The sequence below is a fragment of the uncultured Campylobacter sp. genome (assembly GCF_937997595.1).
Taxonomy (GTDB): domain Bacteria; phylum Campylobacterota; class Campylobacteria; order Campylobacterales; family Campylobacteraceae; genus Campylobacter_B.
Window position 1 is genome coordinate 30124 of sequence record NZ_CALKTS010000149.1, and the last position, 16168, is coordinate 46291.

Genomic DNA, 16168 nt, shown 5'->3' on the forward strand with positions numbered 1-16168 from the left:
CATAATGAAAGGAAGGCGCCAAAATGATAAACAACTCTCAAAACACAGAGCCGAAGAAAAAGAGAATTCGAAAAACATCTCACGTTGAAATTTCACAAGCAGAAATGGAAATTTTTAAAAAAGAGACATACCCGCACGAAAAACTAAGCAACAAAGATTTTATACTTCGATTGTATTTAGACGTAAATTCAAAGAAAGCAAACATTACATTTCCACCTGAAAATTTTGCCAATAATAAGCGCCTTCAAATCACAATTTCCATATATGAAAACGAAAAAGCAGAGATCGAACACAAAGGCATGAACCCCCGAGAATATATTGCAAACGCTTTTCGTAGCGCTCTTTATGGCGACAACTATATATCGTCAGACTACTGTGTAAATATGGCTGAAATTTCAAAGTTTTTTAAAAAACTATCGGTGCAGCTAAGAAATTTAAGAGTTCTTTTTGAAGAATGCCCGCCTGAAGAAAGAGCCCTTCTAATCGAAAACACTTTCAAGCTTGAAGAAAAAATCTCAAAATTTGCAGACTCTCCGAATCTAAAACATTTCTTTGAACCTTTACAAATTAGGCGTAAATTCACAAGTCGAAAACGAAATTTAAAGGCTAAGTGATGGATACTAAAAGAAAAAAGTATTGGGACAGTCTTTCACGGTCTTGGGTTGATGATGACGATCCGTTTGCTGCTGCAATTCATATATCGACGGGAGCTCGATATTTTCCAAAACCTAAAACGACTTTTAACACAAGCCGCTACAGACCTAAAAGAAGTTTAAAAACCCCTTTCGCATCGCCTAGACGTGTGAAATCTAACGACTTCAGGAGATCTAATCAAGTAGTACGTCATTCAATTAATCATAGCAAAGGTTCAAATCAACTGATTTTTTGCAAGAAAAGCGTGCAGCATAATCAAAACCAAATTTTAAAAGTTGCAAAATATATCGCTGGGCTTTCTAACGATAAAAACGAAAATGTAGATCTCGTCCTTACGGGTCCGAATTTAGAAATCAACCTGCTCTATAACGATCCTATAAATAAAAACGCCATAATAGAAGATTTTCTTGCAAGTTTTGATGAAGAATCAAAGCGCGCTCAAACTATGCATCTAATATTTCACGTCAAAGCTGAAGGTAAAGATCCTAAAGCTGCTACTTTGGCTTTAACTCAATCTTGGTTTAAATGTTTGCGAAAATTCAAAGCAGATTGGGGTTTTGATGAAGAATGCTTGATCGCTCAACACCCCGAGCAAAAGAAATCCCTTGATGGGAAACGCGACTATCCGCATATACACGTACTTTGTCGCTATATGGATCTAAGCCCGGTTAAAATGCTTGAAATTCGCAAAGAAATGACAAACCAAATGCGTGAATGGGGTTTCGAGCTTGACGATCCTAAGGAAAAAACACATAAAATACCTGATAGACAAATGGAAATCACAAATTTCATTTATCGCGATGATGGTAAAATAGATCAAATTAAATTGCGTTCGTCCAACGGGATTGAAACGAGCGTTAAAGGCGTGGATCTTGATCGACTTTGTAAAAAACATAACCTAAAAGTAGGCGATCGAATTCGACTCAAAACAACGAAAGAGCCACCGCTAAAAAAGGGTTTTAAGCCAAAAAACATCTTTGAATTAGTTGAATACGCGCCGTTTGTAGAGAAATCACAAATCAAATCCGAATTGGACGACTTCTTTGACCGCTTTACTGAAAAATATAGTCGCAAAAAAGAAAAAGATGCTGAATTTGAGACTACTGCAGAAAGATCGAAAAAACTTTGCGCAGCCGAGACTAACGACGAAAACGCATCAAAACAGAGCTCTGAAGCGACGATCGCACCTAAAGACATATCAGAGCCTACCCCAACCATTCAAAACGCTCCTACGCAATCGCAGAACGATTCAGATACGTATTTCATAGAACGCAACGGCAAAAAAATCGAAGTAACAGAAATTAAAGGTGTGCTTTACCAAGTATTTACAGAACGAGATGGAGCGAAAATAATAAGCCCTTTAAACGGAACGCGAGGCTCTTTACTTGATAGGCTGCGAGATACGAAAACCAAAACACCGCCTACGACTGAGACGCCTAAGATAAAACCGGGCAACAGCAAGGATCTCGGCGGACGATAGCCCCCGAGCGGAGCACAGCATAGGCACCCTACCGGTATCATCTGTAGCGCATCGATGATAGCCGATATTTGCCGTTGCTTCCTAGCCTTGGCGCGCTACCCCTACCGGGATAATATCCGCTATGCTGCATCTATAAAGCTTTTGCCTGAATTTATAGCATTTTTAACGATTTTAGAGCTTTTAAAATAGATGATTGGAATGCTTTTAAAGCTATTTTCCAAATTTTCTTTTAAGAAAGATAGTTCTGCGTCATCTTTATAATCCGTTGCTAGGATGATAATATTTGGATTGATCTTTTTAATTTCATCAATCGTTTCCATCGTGCGGAGTAAGCTATTAAATTCAGGCAAGCATGGAACGATTACGTAGTCGCTTTCAGATATAATTTTTAATACGCCAGCACTTTTGAAGCCGCCAAAATCATATACGCAGTTATCTATTAGTTTAGGTGTATCGGTAATAACTGCATAATTTGGATAGATCTGTTCTATGCAGCTAGTATCGTTGCTTTGTAGATATAGCGATAGGTCTTTTGCTATGCTAAAGGCGAAGGGGGTTTTACCTACTCCGCCTTTTTTATTTAGAATTGAGATAATCATTTGTGCGTATCCTTTTTGTTTATTTTTTTTATTGATATTGATTGTTGTTATTTTTTTTAAAATCCATGATATTTAAGTTTACAAGTTCCTCCTCCAAAACCCATGCTTTTATGAAATTCCATTGGTCTTATTAATTTAACCTTTTCATTTGGCTTATATGGATCATATTCTGATGGAGAGAATGCTTTCATTCCATAATTGATATAGTTGTCGGAATTTTCTGCCTCAATTGTGATTTCGTTTTTTGAATTAGAAACAAATAAAATTTCTGCTACGCTTCCTGCGAATTGTCCTCTTTTTAGATCTGGTAATGCTGTAATTATAAAAGGAACTCCATCGGGTGAATTTTTGCAGAAATTTTCTAGTTGTGTTACAGTTGCAAGATTTTTTGTTTCCATTTTTGAATTTGTTGATTTATTAGTTGTTCCACTTGGTGTGGTAATAGAGTCAATAGTGCTAGTTACACTATTTAATGCGCTATCTAGGGCGCAACCCGTAAGCGCCAAAGCTAAAGTTGTAGCTAAAGCTAAACTTGATAGTTTCATTTTATATCCTTTATTTTTTAATTTAGTTTATTTGAAAAAATGTTTGAAAATATTTGATTTTTAGATTGAGTTTTTAATCAGATATTTGTCAAACATATATTTCAAATCTTGTGAAAGATTTTAAAAGATCGTTAAGCTCTGCTGCTAAATTTTGCGACAAGGCTTAATGTGCGTCTTTTAAAGTCAACTATTTAAAGAACTCCTCGTATTCTTTTCGATATTCTTGTTTTAAATCGTATACTTTGTCCTTGATCTTTTCCGTGTCTACATTGTAAACTGTGTAATTCGAAAATATCTTTGGAACATAATAATCTTTTGTCCTTTGAGATGCTTCTAATATGGAATTAAACAATACGATGGTTAAAACAACATCCAATATAGCACTAAACAACACCGCACTAATCCCTAAAGGATCTTTCTTCTCTTTAGAAAATATACCCATTTTTGCTGCAACTGCCGAATAGACATAGCAAAGAATAATTAGGACAATGATAGAAGCTATAGCAAAAAAGCCTATATCGTCATTGTTTGCCATTACCACAATCCTCGTCCATATAAAAAATGCGATAGCGCATATTACAAAATTAAGAGCCGCAACGGCTAAAACATAGTATTTCCTTAGTTTTTCCATGATTTTCCCTTTCTTGATTAGATTGACAAGTAGCCGTTTTTTCCAAAATTTTCGTGGATAAAAAGACTAATCTATAAGTATCTTAATAGGCATATATCGCCGACTTTTTTCGTCATTTTGACTATTCTCCCACCATTTTTAAAGATTACTATCTGCATAACTCATATGCACTCCTTTGAAAAATTTCTTGGAATATTAATCACGTATGACTTAACTTAAAACAAAGAAACAATTCCTTTGTAAAAGTTAAAAGTCGGGAATTATTCCTTTGTTGAATAGATAGTAAATTTTCTTGAAAATTCCCATTTAAAAGGTAAAAAATGAGACATAACTTATCACAAAGAGATATAGCGGGAATTTTAAAAATCGATACAAAAACGCTTTATAATTGGCGTAAGAATAAACCCGAGCTTTATCGTATCGTAATGCTCGGGTTTAAATTCGACGAGCTGTTAAAGCAGGCGCAAAAGAATTTAGACGAGCTTCAAGACCTCGCGGAAGGGAATGCCGATTTGCGCCTAAAATGATTTTGTTTATTTCAGGCGCAGCCCACATATTTGAATAATTCGGGATGGGGTAGAGTAAGTCTTATTCCAACGCGGAGATTGATATCAAAACAGCGGCGTTATGGAATTTAAATAATCCCCATACCATTGCATAAGCGTTGCAATCTGCTCTATGGTAGCCTTTTTACGCTCGTATGATCTTTTCACTTCGTTTGGCTCTACGTGCGCTAAAGCGCTTTCTATGGCTTCTTCTGTTACGCCCAAGCTATATAGCTCCGCCTTATGCGTAGAGCAAATGGTGCGGAAGGTGGCTCTAAAGCCGTGAGAAGTAGCTCTATCCTTATACTTACCCTTACCGCCTAAATTTCTTATAGCCTTGCTTAGGCTGTCTCTATGCAAATGACCTGCCGCATTGGTGGATGGAAAGACGAATTTATCATTTCTGCTAAATAGCTGCTGCTCTTTTAAAATCTCTTTGGCATATGAGCTTGGAGGTATTTGATGAGTGGTCCTAGATTTCATTTCAACCGCCTTTATAGTCCAAATTCCTTTTTCTAAGTCTATATCATCCCACTTAGCGCTTGCGGTATTGCCAGGACGATTGACGCAAAGGATTTGCAGATATATAGCTCGCTTAGTAGCCAGCTCTAACTTATCGTCCATTTTTAGATCGTCAAGGAATTCCTTTATATCCGCCTCCTCTGTTAAGGCGGGGTATTCGGTATTGATCTCATGGTTTTTATTATGTTTATGGGAGGTAGGAAATTCTTTGTGTAACATAGCGCAAGGATTGCGTCCGATATATTCATCGTTTATGGCTATATCGAAAACTGCACCACAATAATATATTAAGCGACGAATGGTCTCTAATCTGCTTTTTTTATTATTCGGATTAAAAATCGCATTAAGAACTTCTAAAAGCTCACTTCTTTTTATAGTTTTAACGTCTCTATCACCGAATTCGGGTAGGATATAAGTAGAAACCATACTAATGATTTTGGCGATATAGCCTTCACTATCTCCGCTTCTATGTTTCTGCTCTATAACCTTATCAAATAGGCTTTTAAATTTATACTTATTCGACTTGCCTAAGATTACATCTAGCTCCTTGCCTTGTGCTAGTTGAGCTAAAAGAGCGTTGGCTTCCTTGCGTGCTTCTGCTACGGAGTAGATACCCGGGCGGAATTCCTTTAGACTGACTATCTTATCGCCTGCTAAACGCAAGAAAAAGGTTTTTGTGCCGCTAGGATGGACGAAAAGATAAAGCTCTTTTGGCGATCCGACGGCTACTTTGTATCTTTTATCCTTTGCCTTAAGGTCTCTAATATCCTTATCGGAAAGATGCGCCTTCGATATATTTGCCATAATACCCTCCTAAAATGGGAAAGTCCCTTAATGGGGAAAGAGTCCCTGAATTAGTCCCTTATTTTTTCAGAAATAATTATACTATAAACAAAAATAAAAGGAAAGAAAAATAATCTGGATATAAGATAAGTGCCTATATGCAGGAATTAAAGAGAAGTAAAAAGAAGTGATTAAAACTTAAAAATAGCTTAAATGGTGGTCCCGATTGGACTCGAACCAACGACTTCCACCATGTCAAGGTGACACTCTACCAACTGAGTTACGGGGCCAAAAAAGAAACGGCAGTATATCAAAAAAATCTCTCAATAGCAAGCAAATTTTAATTTTTCGTAAAATTCCGCCAAAATTTTATCATCTTATCCTCGCCGAAATTCTATACAAGATTTCGCCGTGACGCAAAATCGCATCGAAATTCTACGCGAAATTTCATGATCTTTCCAAAATCCACGTAAAATTTAATGGCGCAAACTTGCGGCGCAGCGTAAATTTACGCCAGATACGGCGCGATTTTGGTGCGTTCCGCTTGGATGCCGCAAATTACGGCTCCTTGCGCGAACCGCACGTTCCGTTTGTTCGCTATACCTTACCTTGTTTTGCCCCGCTTGCCTCGCTCCGCCTTGCGCCCGTTAAGACGTCCAAATTTTTTCATTCAGCTTTAGAATTTTTACGATTTGCAGCATCGCGTCCAGATCCGCTTTGATATCCTTTGCGATACGAGCATTGAGTATCGGCTGATCCAAACTCGGCTCGAAACTATCGGCGCCGCGAGCTATCGCGATGTAAATTTTATTTTGCTTGAAGCTCAGCGAGATATTCGATTTTACGAGCTGTTTAAGAGATAAAATTTTATCCATCAGCGCGGGCGTCAGGACATACATAACCGTCATTGCGTCGTTTGCATAAATCGTAAAATTTTGATTGAAGTCCGCGTTATCTATTGGTATTTCGCGACCACCCAGTAGTTTGTGCCGCAACTCAGACGGCGGCAGTGTCGTATTCGATAAGACAAAAATGTCGGAGCAGATTTTTTTATTAAAATTTGCCACGAAAAAGGGTCCTTCGAAAAATGTGGCGTAATTATTTTTAAAAATAAATGGAATTCCCGTACCGATGTCTTTTTCCAGCCTTATGTCGCAAAACATAAAATCCACGCCGTCCACGTTTGCGCAAACCAGATCATCCGCGCGAAATCTATCAAATCCGTCAAATATCTCGCTTTGCCTTACCTCTTTTTCCTGAAAAAGCGCGCCCATTTTATATGAAAAGCCCAGGCTTTCGATATAGGGCTTGAGATAAAGCTCTTTGTAGCGCATCAAAAACCGCTCGGTTTTACGCTCAAAAATCCACTCGTAAAATTCGTCCCGCATGGCGATTATTGCTAAAATAGACATGACCAAAAAAGATAAGCTTTCTATGCCAAGATCGAGTTTGGGAAAATCGAGAAAGATGATTATCAATGCGAGCGCAAGCATCGGACCGAAAACCACGAACGCTACGAGATAACTTAAAATTTTCCAAAGCTTGCGACTTTTCTTAAGCTGCTTGCGCTGCTTTTCTAAATCTATGACGGTTTTAATATCCACGCCAAACCTCTATTTATTAAATTTAATGGCGCAACCTTGCGGCACAGCGTAAATCTGCGCCCGATACGACGTAATAGGTGCGCGCTGTTTTAGAGCCGCTAAATTTTACGGCTACTTGCGCGAGCCGCGCGCAGTGAAATTTGCCGCCAAGCTTAACTTGCAGTATAAATCCCGTGATTAAAAAACTTATTTCAGCAGCTCGTTTGCATACGCTCGCACGCTCGCATCCACCGCCGCAAGCGCTTCTGCGTCCGTCACGCTAGGCGAGTTAAATTTCTCCGCGCACTTTAACACCACGCGCGCAATGTCGGTAAAGCGGCAGCGCTGCTGCAAAAACGCATTTACGCCCACTTCGTTTGCGGCGTTGATGACGACGCCGAGATCGGGGTTTGCTAACAGCGCGTCTTTGAGGGTAAAAATTTGAAATTTCATCTCGTCGATCGGCTTAAGCTCTATCGGTCGCAGTGCGCACAGATCCACGGGTGCGGTGATCTGCTCCCGTACGTCGCCGCTAAACATCGCGTGTGCGATGGCTAGGCGCATATCGGCTCTGCTAATGTGCGCCGTCGTAGAGCCGTCTGCGAATTCGACCAGCGCGTGGATCTGCGAGGTGCGCTCGATGAGCGCATCGATCTCGCGCGTGCCGTAGAGCCAAAACGCCTCGATCACCTCAAAGAGTTTATTCGCCATCGTGGCGCTGTCGATCGTGATCTTTGCGCCCATCTTCCAGTTGGGGTGCTTGAGGGCGTTTTGCGGCGTGAGCGAGCCCAGCTGCGTTAACGGCACATCGTAAAACGCGCCGCCGCTAGCCGTGATGATTAGGCGCGAAACAGGGATTTTGGCGTTGCTAAGTAAAAATTTCAGCCCGAAATGCTCGCTGTCGATCGGGTAAATTTTATCCGTTTGCAGAAATTTCCCGCCGACGACAAGGCTTTCTTTGTTGGCGAGACACAGTCTCTTTCCGAGCTCTTGGGTTTTTAGGCTAGGCATCATGCCCGCAAAGCCTACGAGAGCATTTACTACGGTCGTGCTTTTGCACTCCGCAAGCATCTGCAAAATTCCATCCGCACCGCAAAATACGCGCTCGTGATCTACCTCGCTTTTCTGCTGCGCGTCCGCGATACAGACGAGCTTTGGATGAAATTTTGCGATCTGTTCGTTTAAAAGCTTGATATTACGCCCGCAGCTAAGCGCTTCGATCATACTGCCGCTGCGAGCGGCTACGTCTAGGGTGTTTGTGCCGATAGAGCCCGTGGAGCCTAAAACTACCATGAATAGACTATCGCCATCGCGATTGCGCCGAACATATAGCCGTCGATGCGGTCTAAGATCCCGCCGTGTCCGGGAAAGAGCGCGCCGCTGTCTTTAAGACCCGCCGCGCGTTTTAGGTAGCTCTCAAACAGATCGCCGAACACGCCAAAAATTGCTATGATGATGGTCTTTCCTAAAATTTCAAGCGGCGGCATATTGGTAAAGATGCGCGCATAAATGAGGCTAACTATAAGCGCGAGCGCAAGACCGCCTAGTACACCTTCTACGGTTTTATTCGGCGAGCTAGCGCTTAGCGGAGTTTTGCCAAAGGCTCTACCGATAAAATATGCGCCACTATCGCTAGCTACGATAATAAAGATCAGCCAAACGAAGTGAAAAACTTCCCCGAAATCATCATAAGCCGCCCACATAAAAAATATCGGCGCAACGGGATAGATAAAAGGAAGCGTGATCTTTAGGCTAGGGCCCTTGGTAAAGGCTACGACAGAGGCGACGCATAGGATCATCAGGATGCTAACTTTTAGCGCTGAGACGAAGGGCTCATCAGTCTGCGTAAATGGTAGCAGCGCAAAAAACGCGATTGCTAGCGCGAGCCACTTTTTGCTAGTTTCCTCTAGACCCCATAACTTGAGGCTTTCAAAAAACGCAAGCACGAGTATCAGCGCAAATACGGCGAAATTTAGCCACCTGGCGTTTATGAGAATTAGAGCCAAAAATACGGCGAGTAAAATTCCTGCCGTGATTATTCTTTGCTTCATAAAATTTCCTTAAAATTTATTTTACGAATTATACATCAAGCTCGCTTATTACGGCTTTAAAACGCTGATTGTTTTAAAATTTACGTAGTTTACGAAAGCACCTTCGTTGATTTTGACATTTTGACGTTTGGTGTAATCGACGAGATATTTTCCGCTGCCGCTTGCACTGAAGCTAACGCAAATTTTAGCAGCAAATTCGATCACCTCTTCGCTTAGACTTTGTTTATTTGTCTTTACGATGACGTGTGCGCTTGGAATGTCCTTAAGATGAAACCAATAGTCGGATTTGGAGCTATTTTTTAGTAAGAACTCATTGCCTTTTTCGTTTTTACCGACGCTGATTTTAAAATCCTCGAGATAAAAGCTCGCTACATATTCGCTATTTTTTTCCTTGCTTTTTTGCCTAGTTTGCGTGCGCTTAGGCATTAGAATTTCGATCTCGTGTGCATCCTGTGCGGCAAGAATGAGCGATTTTAAATTCTCATAAAACGCGAGTTTCTCCTTTAAATTTTGCTCTTCGATATGGATATTAGCAGCCTTTTGGCGCAGACGCTTTGCCTCGGAGTAAAGCTCGCCCAAAGCGGCGCTTGCAGGCTTTTGCAGTTTAAATTCTACCGCTTCGGTGTCTCCTTTTTGCAGCGTAAATTCTCGCGCGCTAGTTGGAATTTTATAGATATTTTCTTTTAGCAAGGCAGCTTTCGCACCTAAAAGCTCGGCGCTTCGCAGTAGTTCGGCGCTGCTTTGCAAAGAGCCTAAAGCCTCACGCACCGAGTCTAGCTTTTTATTTAGCGCCGTGATTTTTGCGGATTTGAGCGAGTTTAAGCGATCCGCATTTAGCGCGTTAAATTCCGCGCGAAAAAATGCCCTAAAGTCCGAAATTCTTGGCACGGGGGCTTCTTTAATATTTGCAGGCGGCAGATGACGGAGTTTTCTTCCTACCTTGATCTGTCTAAATTCCGTCTCGAAGTGGCGTAGCGCCTCTAAAATCACATCGTTTTCATCGGTGATTATTACGTTGGTAAATCGCCCGGTAAATTCGAAGTAGATATTTGAGCTTTGGGTTTTGTAGCTTGCGTTTTGGCTTACGCTAAGGCATAAAATTCTATTATTTTCTGGCACGCTAACGGAGGTGATGCGCGATTTTACAAAGCGCTTGGCAAGTAGCACATCAAAGGGCGCCGCGTAAACCTTACCTTCGGTAAAAGCGTCATTTTCGTGGATATTGCAGCCTGATTTATTCATATCAAAAAACAGCGTCTCGTTGCCGTCAAAGCAGACTTTAAAAAGGTTATCTCCTACGCGCTTAATGTGCGAAAGGAAGCGTTTGGCGCGTAGATACTCGCAAATTTGAATTAAATTTTGATACTTCATACGCGTTAAAATTTCTCTTTGTGGATTTTGCTCAAATTTAGCTTTTGCAGATCGTGCGAGCTCGGGTGCTGTTGCAGCACGCCGAGGGCCAGTATCGCTTCTGCTTTAAAATTTAGCGGAAAGCCCAGCGCCTCGCGCAAAAACTCCTCGCAGCTGCGTCCGTCCGCAGCGGCGCGCAATCTTACCTGCACCCAGCAGCTACCGAGATTTAGCGCACTTGCGGCAAGGTGCATGTAGCCTAGCGCTACCGAGCAGTCCTCGATCCAGACGTCCTGCTTCTGCGTATCTGCGATCACGACGATCGCGGCCGCGGCCTGTTTTAGCATATTCGCTCCGCTGCTGCGACATCCGCTTAGTCGCTCAAGCATCTGTTTGTCGCACACAAGGATGAACTCCCACGGGCGGCGTGCATGCCCCGACGGCGCAAGCAGGCCCGCTTTTAAAATTTTATCCAGTGCCTCGTCCTCAAGCGGCCCCTGCGCGTATTTTCTTACGCTTCTGCGGTTTGCAAAAATATCTAAAATTTCCATCGTCTCGCTCCTTGCGGCTCAATTATACATAAAATTGCAAAAATTTATGATTTTTTAGCTAAAATCGCGCAAATTTAACCGATACGAAGGAGATTTTATGAAGCAAACGATCACGGAGAAAATTTTTAGCGAGCACGTGGGCGAGGCGGTTTTCGCGGGACAGATCATCGAAAGCGCCATCGATATGGTCATCGGCAACGACATCACGACGCCAATTTCGATCAAGCAGTTTGAGCTTAGCGGCGCAAAAAAGCTCGCCAATCCGGACGGCTTTGCGATCGTGATGGATCACTATATCCCTACGAAGGATATTTTAAGCGCAAACCAAGCTAAAATTTCACGCGAGTTTGCTTACAAGCACGATTTGAAAAATTATTTCGACGAAAAAGATATGGGTATCGAACACGCTCTGATGCCTGAAAAAGGGCTCGTAGTGCCCGGCGACGTCATCATCGGCGCGGACAGCCACACCTGTACCCACGGCGCGCTTGGGGCATTTGCGACGGGTATGGGCAGCACCGATCTTGCTTTTGCGATGATAACGGGTAGGAATTGGTTTAAAGTACCTCCTACGATCAAAGTGATCTTTCGCGGCAAGCCCGCGCCGCACATCTACGGCAAGGATCTGATCCTAGAAGTTATCCGCCTCATCGGCGTGGACGGCGCGCGCTACAAGGCTTTGGAGTTCTGCGGCGACGCGCTGGAGTATCTGGATATGGATAGCAGATTTTCGCTTTGCAATATGGCGATCGAAGCGGGCGGCAAGAGCGGTATCGTCGCAGTCGATGAGATCACGAAGGAATTTTTGGCGGATAAAAGCTTGCGCGCCGAGCCGAAATTTCACTACTCCGACGAGGGCGCGAATTATGAGCAAATTTTGCAGATCGATGTGAGTAAGCTTGATCCGGTGATTGCCTATCCGTTTCTGCCTAGCAATGGCAAGAGCGTGCGCGAGGCAGTGCGCGACGATATCGCCGTCGATCAGGTCTTTATCGGCAGCTGCACCAACGGCAGGCTCTCTGATCTGCGGATCGCCGCGCAAATTTTAAAAGGTCGCAAGGTTGCGCGCAAAACCCGCCTCATCATCACGCCTGCGACGCAAAAGATCGCTCTGGCCGCGCAAAAAGAGGGGCTGTGGGATATTTTCGTAGAAGCGGGCGCAGTCGTCAGCAACCCGACCTGCGGCGCGTGCTTGGGCGGATATATGGGGATTTTGGGCGTGGGCGAGCGCTGCGTAAGCACGACTAATCGAAATTTCGTCGGCCGCATGGGCGATAGAACAAGCGAAGTATATCTAGCAAACTCCGCCGTCGCCGCAGCTAGCGCCGTCGCAGGAAAGATCGCCGATCCGAGGGATTTGTAGGTTTAAGATTTGAATTTTAACAATAATTTGGTTTTCTATGTGTGATCTTAATGGGTTTATGGGTTTACATGAACGTGGCTAAATACCAATCGCTATAAACGCTGCAAAAAGTTATATGTATAGCGGAGGTGCGGTAGTCCGGTAAAATAAAAGCAGACTGCAACCAAACGCAAAACGCGCTTCAAAACCAGAAATTAGATCGCCTTATAATTACCCAAAATACACAGATTTTGTTTGCGAGTAACGAAATTTGAGCTTGCTCACCATAAAAGCCGCGATCGTTGTGCCTATAAATACGCGATCGGTATCAGCCCTTGAAACGAGTTGGTTGCCGTTGAGATTCGTAAACTCGCAGTATGAGTAGCCGCTAATAGCCATACTCAAAAGAAAAGCTCCAAAAGCTCACCGCCCCATCGCACCCATAACCGCCCGGCTGCCGCTGAAAATGCTGAAAGATATAGTCACAATAATAGCAAGATAATCATCCCCCACCTGACGTTTTAGGAATTTAAGTCCAAAAAAATATCTGTGCATTTATCCCAAAAATATGACTGTCAAATTTAAAATTGAAAGGTGAAATTATAGTTAATTATTAATCAAATGCTATTAAATATACCGGCTTTAATTGACAATATTCTTTTCCGAAACCCAAAACCTGTAATTATCTATTTCACTTTCGTTCCTATCCTTGGATGCGACCTCAAGCCAATATTTACCGTCTGATTTCAATTTTACTAGAATATTTTTAAATTTTATCGCCAGACCCGACTTATCGTCTAATATACAAGTGTATTTTATAAACTCTATATCTTCGCTTGCTTTACTTTGGCATTTGATATTTAAATTTAGAATATACTCTGGAATATTGTCTTTTCGAATGTCGAGATCGATTTGGTAGTTTGCTAAACCTACAGCCCTCACAAAAAATCCACTAGCAGATGACAAAAGTACGAAAACAACAAAGGATAATACAAACAGTATATACCGATATGAGAATTTTTTACTAATTTGAAGAAATCTTATCATAAAAGAAAGAAGCACCATAGGAATTACTACAAGGATGTAGTCATCTGTATAGTTAAAATAAATAACTAATAATATCAGCAAATCAGAGATAAATATTAAAAGGGCGGCTAGAAGAATATCGCTCAGTTCATCTTTATTATCCCTCCAAAATTTATAGGAAAATGATAACAAAAATATTGCATGTAAAGTCAAACATATCTTAAGCAAACAACCTGCATCTCTAATGTGCTCATACGAAGAAGATGATAAATTTAATTTATCATGAATAACCGGTATAAAAGTCATTAGCAATATCATACTGAAATCTATTCCCATAAAACATAGCTTAACCTTATTTTTACTTTCGTACCAACCTCTAAATAAAAAGTAATTTTGTAAAAATACAAGAATATATAAATATAAAGTTAAAGATATACCGATAGCAAAAACTGCAACTAAAGATATAGGTATGCTTCCTGCAGAAATTTCCGGTACTCTTTTTAACTCTAAAAAATATGGTATACAAAGAAGCGCTCCAAAAACTACAAAATTTAATACAGAAAATATTTTATATTTTATACTTTTTGCTATGATTTCTTTCGCGTCACTTAACATAGAATTTGAAAGATGGCTTATATATGTTTTTTTATCTTTGATAAATTTATCCGGTAAATTATTATAAATTCTATATATTTCACCCTCGTTTTTAAGAAATTTTATATAAAGTTTCTTTTTGTCCTCAATATCTATACTTTTTATTGATTTTTTAACAATTTCTTTTTGTATTTTTAATATTCTAATAGATTTAATATATTTTATGATAATGCCTCTAAACATAATTTTATTTGTATAATAAATATCTTTTTGTTCTAAAATCAGTAAATGTTGTTCTATTTCATCAATAAGATCGCGAGCTGTATTAGATAAAATTTTAAAATCTTTTCGTTTTGTAAATTTTTGTAGAAAATTGATGGTTTCATTAGTTCTATTCATACACTTGACATATCTCGACTCAAATACGTCTATTAAATATTCTTCCTCGCTAGAAAAATTTGAATTTTTTAATTTGTCAAGAGTTCTACTAATTTTCCAAATACATGACTTATTATTATAGACATTAGCTAGCGCCTCATGTATATTTTCTATTTCAGTCTCTACTTGCTCTAAATCCTTATAGGTAAAATTCCTCTCAAACATAAAAATCATTCCTTATTTAAATTTTTAAAACTACAATACCTACCGATTTTAAATTTCTACGCCTCCAAAATCGCTCCGTTGCTAGCATTGGTCACCAGCTTGCGATACATTCGCAGCCAGCGATACGGCAGCGGTTTTTCAATCGGCTTAAATTTAGCCCTGCGCTCAGCGATCTCCTCCTCGCTTAGGCGCACGTTTATCGCGTACGTATCCACGTCGATATCGATGACGTCGCCGTCTTGTAGCAATCCGATCATGCCGCCCTCAGCAGCTTCGGGACTCACGTGTCCGACGCTTAACCCCCTCGTCGCTCCGCTAAATCTACCGTCCGTGATCAGCGCCACGTCCGCGCCCAATCCTCGCCCCATGATTAGGCTCGTAGGGCTTAGCATCTCCTGCATACCCGGGCCTCCGCGCGGCCCTTCGTAGCGGATGACGACCACATCGCCTTTGTTTACCTTGCCGCTTGAGATGCCCTCTATCGCTTCGTCTTGGCTGTTAAAGCAGACCGCCTTGCCGCTAAATTTGCGCTCGCCGATGATGCCCGCGGTCTTGATGACGCAGCCCTGCTCGGCTAAATTTCCAAACAAAACCGCCAGTCCGCCGACCTGCGAGTAGGCGTTTTCGACCTTGCGGATGACAGATTCGTCTTTTATGACACTAGCTCCGACGCGCTCGCCCAGGCTTTCGCCGCTTATCGTTAGCGCGTCTAGGCCCAGTAGTCCGTTATCGCGGCGCGAAATTTCATTTATCACGGCGCTTAGACCGCCCGCGCGGTCGATGTCCTCCATATGCACGTTTGGCAGGCTAGGGCTGATTTTGGCGATGTGAGCGATCTTGCGGCTGATGTCGTTTAGGCTTGCGATCTGCAAATTTACTCCCGCTTCGCGCGCGATAGCCAGGATATGCAGCACGGTGTTGCTGCTGCCGCCCATCGCCATATCTACGACTAGGGCGTTTTGGATCGATTTTTCGTTCACGATATTTCGGATTTTGTATTTTTCATCGAGCACTATCTCGCAGATGCGGCGTCCCGCCTCGCGGATAAGCTCCTCACGCTCAGGCGTAAGCGCAGGCACCGTGCCGTTGCCTTTTAGCGCGATACCCATCGCTTCACACAGCGTATTCATCGAGTTTGCCGTAAACATCCCCGAGCAGCTGCCTCCGCTCGGACAGGCGGCGCACTCGATCTCTTTTAGCTCCTCGGCGCTGATCTCTTTGGTTTCAAATTTACCCACCGCCTCAAACGCCGTAGATAGGTCAATCGGCTCGCCTTTTTTAGTGTAGCCCTTTTTCATCGGGCCGCCGC

15 protein-coding genes and 1 tRNA gene are annotated in these 16168 nt (G+C 42.0%); 4 read left to right on the forward strand and 12 right to left on the reverse strand.

Translation table 11 applies throughout. The annotated features are described in order from the left end of the window. Positions 1 to 23 precede the first annotated feature (23 nt). Together Q0614_RS05270 and Q0614_RS05275 are read left to right on the forward strand one after the other, a co-directional pair. Entirely contained in the window at positions 24 to 614 is a 591-nt protein-coding gene (locus Q0614_RS05270) for a hypothetical protein (protein ID WP_298787045.1), read from the forward strand. Continuing rightward, positions 614 to 2134, forward strand: coding sequence for a hypothetical protein (locus tag Q0614_RS05275; protein WP_298787046.1), 1521 nt, complete (start codon positions 614 to 616; stop codon positions 2132 to 2134). Before Q0614_RS05270 ends, Q0614_RS05275 begins: the two co-directional genes overlap by 1 nt. Positions 2135 to 2253: 119 nt before the next feature. Here Q0614_RS05275 and Q0614_RS05280 read toward each other — a convergent pair whose 3' ends face one another. The 3 genes from Q0614_RS05280 to Q0614_RS05290 form a co-directional block, all read right to left on the reverse strand. Further along, the gene (locus Q0614_RS05280) at positions 2254 to 2733 is read right to left on the reverse strand and encodes a hypothetical protein (protein WP_298787047.1); all 480 of its coding nucleotides are present in this window, start codon (positions 2731 to 2733) and stop codon (positions 2254 to 2256) included. 56 nt (positions 2734 to 2789) lie between these two features. After that, a complete protein-coding gene (locus tag Q0614_RS05285) occupies positions 2790 to 3278 on the reverse strand; it encodes a hypothetical protein (protein WP_298787048.1) in 489 nt (162 codons plus the stop codon). 187 nt (positions 3279 to 3465) lie between these two features. Continuing rightward, the gene (locus Q0614_RS05290) at positions 3466 to 3909 is read right to left on the reverse strand and encodes a hypothetical protein (protein ID WP_297962189.1); all 444 of its coding nucleotides are present in this window, start codon (positions 3907 to 3909) and stop codon (positions 3466 to 3468) included. 320 nt (positions 3910 to 4229) lie between these two features. On the opposite strand from Q0614_RS05290, the gene Q0614_RS05295 reads away from it, so the two are divergent. Beyond that, complete coding sequence (locus tag Q0614_RS05295; RefSeq protein ID WP_297962191.1) at positions 4230 to 4436, forward strand: transcriptional regulator; 207 nt, start codon at positions 4230 to 4232, stop codon at positions 4434 to 4436. A gap of 84 nt (positions 4437 to 4520) precedes the next feature. Here Q0614_RS05295 and Q0614_RS05300 read toward each other — a convergent pair whose 3' ends face one another. The 7 genes from Q0614_RS05300 to Q0614_RS05330 all read right to left on the reverse strand — a co-directional run bounded on the left by Q0614_RS05300 (position 4521) and on the right by Q0614_RS05330 (position 11294). Next, the gene (locus tag Q0614_RS05300; RefSeq protein ID WP_298787050.1) at positions 4521 to 5780 is read right to left on the reverse strand and encodes a site-specific integrase; all 1260 of its coding nucleotides are present in this window, start codon (positions 5778 to 5780) and stop codon (positions 4521 to 4523) included. Positions 5781 to 5973: 193 nt separating this feature from the next. Further along, positions 5974 to 6049, reverse strand: a tRNA-Val gene (locus tag Q0614_RS05305). A gap of 357 nt (positions 6050 to 6406) precedes the next feature. Next, a complete protein-coding gene (locus Q0614_RS05310; protein ID WP_298787051.1) occupies positions 6407 to 7363 on the reverse strand; it encodes a DUF3137 domain-containing protein in 957 nt (318 codons plus the stop codon). A 186-nt stretch (positions 7364 to 7549) separates the two neighbouring features. Further along, a complete protein-coding gene (gene dxr / locus Q0614_RS05315; protein WP_298787052.1) occupies positions 7550 to 8635 on the reverse strand; it encodes a 1-deoxy-D-xylulose-5-phosphate reductoisomerase in 1086 nt (361 codons plus the stop codon). Beyond that, the gene (locus tag Q0614_RS05320) at positions 8629 to 9393 is read right to left on the reverse strand and encodes a phosphatidate cytidylyltransferase (RefSeq protein ID WP_298102655.1); all 765 of its coding nucleotides are present in this window, start codon (positions 9391 to 9393) and stop codon (positions 8629 to 8631) included. Before Q0614_RS05320 ends, dxr begins: the two co-directional genes overlap by 7 nt. A 48-nt stretch (positions 9394 to 9441) precedes the next feature. Further along, the gene (locus Q0614_RS05325; protein WP_298787053.1) at positions 9442 to 10764 is read right to left on the reverse strand and encodes an NFACT RNA binding domain-containing protein; all 1323 of its coding nucleotides are present in this window, start codon (positions 10762 to 10764) and stop codon (positions 9442 to 9444) included. 5 nt (positions 10765 to 10769) lie between these two features. After that, entirely contained in the window at positions 10770 to 11294 is a 525-nt protein-coding gene (locus Q0614_RS05330; RefSeq protein WP_298787054.1) for a nitroreductase family protein, read from the reverse strand. A gap of 97 nt (positions 11295 to 11391) precedes the next feature. Between Q0614_RS05330 and Q0614_RS05335 the strand changes: the two genes are divergently transcribed. After that, positions 11392 to 12657, forward strand: a complete 1266-nt coding sequence (locus Q0614_RS05335; protein ID WP_298787055.1) for a 3-isopropylmalate dehydratase large subunit — start codon at positions 11392 to 11394, stop codon at positions 12655 to 12657. A 621-nt stretch (positions 12658 to 13278) separates the two neighbouring features. Here the strand turns inward: Q0614_RS05335 and Q0614_RS05340 are convergent. Beyond that, positions 13279 to 14859, reverse strand: a complete 1581-nt coding sequence (locus Q0614_RS05340) for a hypothetical protein (RefSeq protein ID WP_298787056.1) — start codon at positions 14857 to 14859, stop codon at positions 13279 to 13281. Positions 14860 to 14915: 56 nt separating this feature from the next. Further along, the coding region (locus Q0614_RS05345) for a dihydroxy-acid dehydratase (RefSeq protein ID WP_298787057.1) at positions 14916 to 16168 on the reverse strand (1253 nt) is incomplete at its 5' end.

Excerpts from the sequence above, each read along its gene's own strand:
- Q0614_RS05320 (WP_298102655.1), bottom strand. The coding sequence starts at position 9,393 with ATGAAGCAAAGAATAATCACGGCAGGAATTTTACTCGCCGTATTTTTG.
- Q0614_RS05270 (WP_298787045.1), top strand. The coding sequence starts at position 24 with ATGATAAACAACTCTCAAAACACAGAGCCGAAGAAAAAGAGAATTCGA.
- Q0614_RS05300 (WP_298787050.1), bottom strand. The coding sequence starts at position 5,780 with ATGGCAAATATATCGAAGGCGCATCTTTCCGATAAGGATATTAGAGAC.
- Q0614_RS05280 (WP_298787047.1), bottom strand. The coding sequence starts at position 2,733 with ATGATTATCTCAATTCTAAATAAAAAAGGCGGAGTAGGTAAAACCCCC.
- Q0614_RS05290 (WP_297962189.1), bottom strand. The coding sequence starts at position 3,909 with ATGGAAAAACTAAGGAAATACTATGTTTTAGCCGTTGCGGCTCTTAAT.
- Q0614_RS05285 (WP_298787048.1), bottom strand. The coding sequence starts at position 3,278 with ATGAAACTATCAAGTTTAGCTTTAGCTACAACTTTAGCTTTGGCGCTT.
- Q0614_RS05340 (WP_298787056.1), bottom strand. The coding sequence starts at position 14,859 with ATGTTTGAGAGGAATTTTACCTATAAGGATTTAGAGCAAGTAGAGACT.
- Q0614_RS05330 (WP_298787054.1), bottom strand. The coding sequence starts at position 11,294 with ATGGAAATTTTAGATATTTTTGCAAACCGCAGAAGCGTAAGAAAATAC.
- Q0614_RS05275 (WP_298787046.1), top strand. The coding sequence starts at position 614 with ATGGATACTAAAAGAAAAAAGTATTGGGACAGTCTTTCACGGTCTTGG.
- Q0614_RS05335 (WP_298787055.1), top strand. The coding sequence starts at position 11,392 with ATGAAGCAAACGATCACGGAGAAAATTTTTAGCGAGCACGTGGGCGAG.
- Q0614_RS05295 (WP_297962191.1), top strand. The coding sequence starts at position 4,230 with ATGAGACATAACTTATCACAAAGAGATATAGCGGGAATTTTAAAAATC.
- Q0614_RS05325 (WP_298787053.1), bottom strand. The coding sequence starts at position 10,764 with ATGAAGTATCAAAATTTAATTCAAATTTGCGAGTATCTACGCGCCAAA.
- dxr (WP_298787052.1), bottom strand. The coding sequence starts at position 8,635 with ATGGTAGTTTTAGGCTCCACGGGCTCTATCGGCACAAACACCCTAGAC.